This is a genomic window from Cupriavidus sp. 05L310 (assembly GCF_056398185.1).
In genome coordinates, this window is the sequence record NZ_JBFTOX010000149.1 from 1 (window position 1) to 1,688 (window position 1,688).

The following is a 1,688-nucleotide window of genomic DNA, read 5'->3' on the forward strand; positions in this document are numbered from 1 at the left end:
TATCTATCTCAGGGGATGGCGCGGTCATTTCCGGACACCTTCGCTGGGATAGAAATGGTAGGGATAGTCAGGGTGCCCAGGTGCTTTCGTTGTAACCAGCACCGTGACCTCATCGTTGGGAAAGAAGTGCACGGCGAGATGACCACGATCCTTAGCCGTATAGGGAGGCACATCCACCACCCGCGTCTTCCACGGGATCGGGTTGGCGTTACGGTCTTCCGTCCACTTCACCGTGACCGTCATGCCCGGCTGCCATTCCCTTGGCACGGAAATGCAGCAAACGAAGCCGCCGCCGCCCGCATGTGGGTAGATGTTGCCGCCTGCAGAGCCATTGACGCTATATGCTGCGACATACTGATCCGTGTAGTTGTAGCCCACCAGGTCCATCGCGGTGGCAGGACTGCTAACAGCGCAGGCTGTGCCCAGCATTGCCACGGGCACAGCAAGACCGCAGAGAACAGACTGCATCCGGGTTCCCATAGATACGCTCCAATTTCGGGTTGAGCTTGACTCTGGCATCTTAGGGAGCACCCTGCCCCACATCACCTTGGTCGGGAAGAGTTCCGCGGATTGCGTAGTCATCGCCCGACACCTTCGTCAGGGTATGGATAGGGATAGTCAGGATGGCCAACAATCTTCGTTGCGACCAATACCTTTACCTCATCGTTGGGGAAGAAGTGCACCGCGAGATGACCTCGATCCTTGGACGTATAGGGAGGCACGTCAACAATGCGCGTTTTCCAGGGGATCGGGTTGGTGTTTCGCTTCCCCGACCATTTCACCGTGACTGTCATGCCGGGTTGCCATTCAGCGGGTACAGAAATGCAACAGACAAATTTTCCGCCCCCCTCATGCGGGTAGATATTTGCGCCCGGATAGCCGTTGACGCTATATGCAGCCACATACCGATCCGTGTAGTTGTAACCCACCAGATCCATGGCGATTGCGTGACTGGTTGCTGTGCACGCCGTGCCAAACGCCGCAAGCAGCAGTGAAAGACTGCGGTAGATTCTTCTAGGCCAGGAGTTCATGGCTATTCCTCGTGTCGATGCATATATTCCCAGTGCCATCGGAAAAGACCCTCACATTGAGTTACCCGGGGGCATTGTCCTGAGGCAAAGTGCTGGCTAGCCCCCGCCGCCCGCTGCATCGCCTCGCGCGGCGAAAGCGCGTGCAGGCCGCGAGTCGGAAAGAGCTCCGAGGATCGCGCGGTCATTTCTTGACACCTTCGTCGGGGTACGGATATGGATACTCGGGGTGACCAGCAGTCTTCGTCGTGACCAGCACCGTGACCTCATCGTTGGCTAAGAAGTGCACCGCGAGATGACCCCGATCCTTAGCCGTATAGGGAGGCACCTCCACCACACGCGTTTTCCATGGGATCGGGTTGGCGTTGCGGTCTCCCGTCCACCTCACCGTGACCGTCATGCCCGACTGCCATTCCCTAGGCACAGAAATGCAGCAAACGAAGCCGCCGCCGCCCGCATGTGGGTAGATGTTGGCGCCTGCAGAGCCATTGACGCTATATGCTGCGACATACTGATCCGTGTAGTTGTAGCCCACCAGGTCCATCGCGGTAGCAGGGCTGCTGACAGCGCAGGCTGTGCCCAGCATTGCCAGGGACACAGCAAGGCGGCAGAGAACAGACTGCATTCGGGTTCCCATCGACACGCTCCTATGTTGGGTTG

At 58.1% G+C, this 1,688-nt stretch carries 3 protein-coding genes; all 3 read right to left on the reverse strand.

The window, feature by feature from the left end; all coding sequences use genetic code 11:
- Positions 1 to 24: 24 nt before the first annotated feature.
- The gene (locus AC1DS6_RS42495; RefSeq protein ID WP_477104790.1) at positions 25 to 480 is read right to left on the reverse strand and encodes a DUF3304 domain-containing protein; all 456 of its coding nucleotides are present in this window, start codon (positions 478 to 480) and stop codon (positions 25 to 27) included.
- 98 nt (positions 481 to 578) lie between these two features.
- Positions 579 to 1,031, reverse strand: a complete 453-nt coding sequence (locus AC1DS6_RS42500) for a DUF3304 domain-containing protein (RefSeq protein WP_477104791.1) — start codon at positions 1,029 to 1,031, stop codon at positions 579 to 581.
- A gap of 181 nt (positions 1,032 to 1,212) precedes the next feature.
- On the reverse strand, positions 1,213 to 1,688 hold a 476-nt coding region (locus AC1DS6_RS42505; protein ID WP_477104792.1), incomplete at its 5' end, for a DUF3304 domain-containing protein.

What these genes read in the sequence shown, in the direction of transcription:
- AC1DS6_RS42495 (WP_477104790.1), bottom strand. Translation starts at nt 480, where the DNA reads ATGGGAACCCGGATGCAGTCTGTTCTCTGCGGTCTTGCTGTGCCCGTG.
- AC1DS6_RS42500 (WP_477104791.1), bottom strand. Translation starts at nt 1,031, where the DNA reads ATGAACTCCTGGCCTAGAAGAATCTACCGCAGTCTTTCACTGCTGCTT.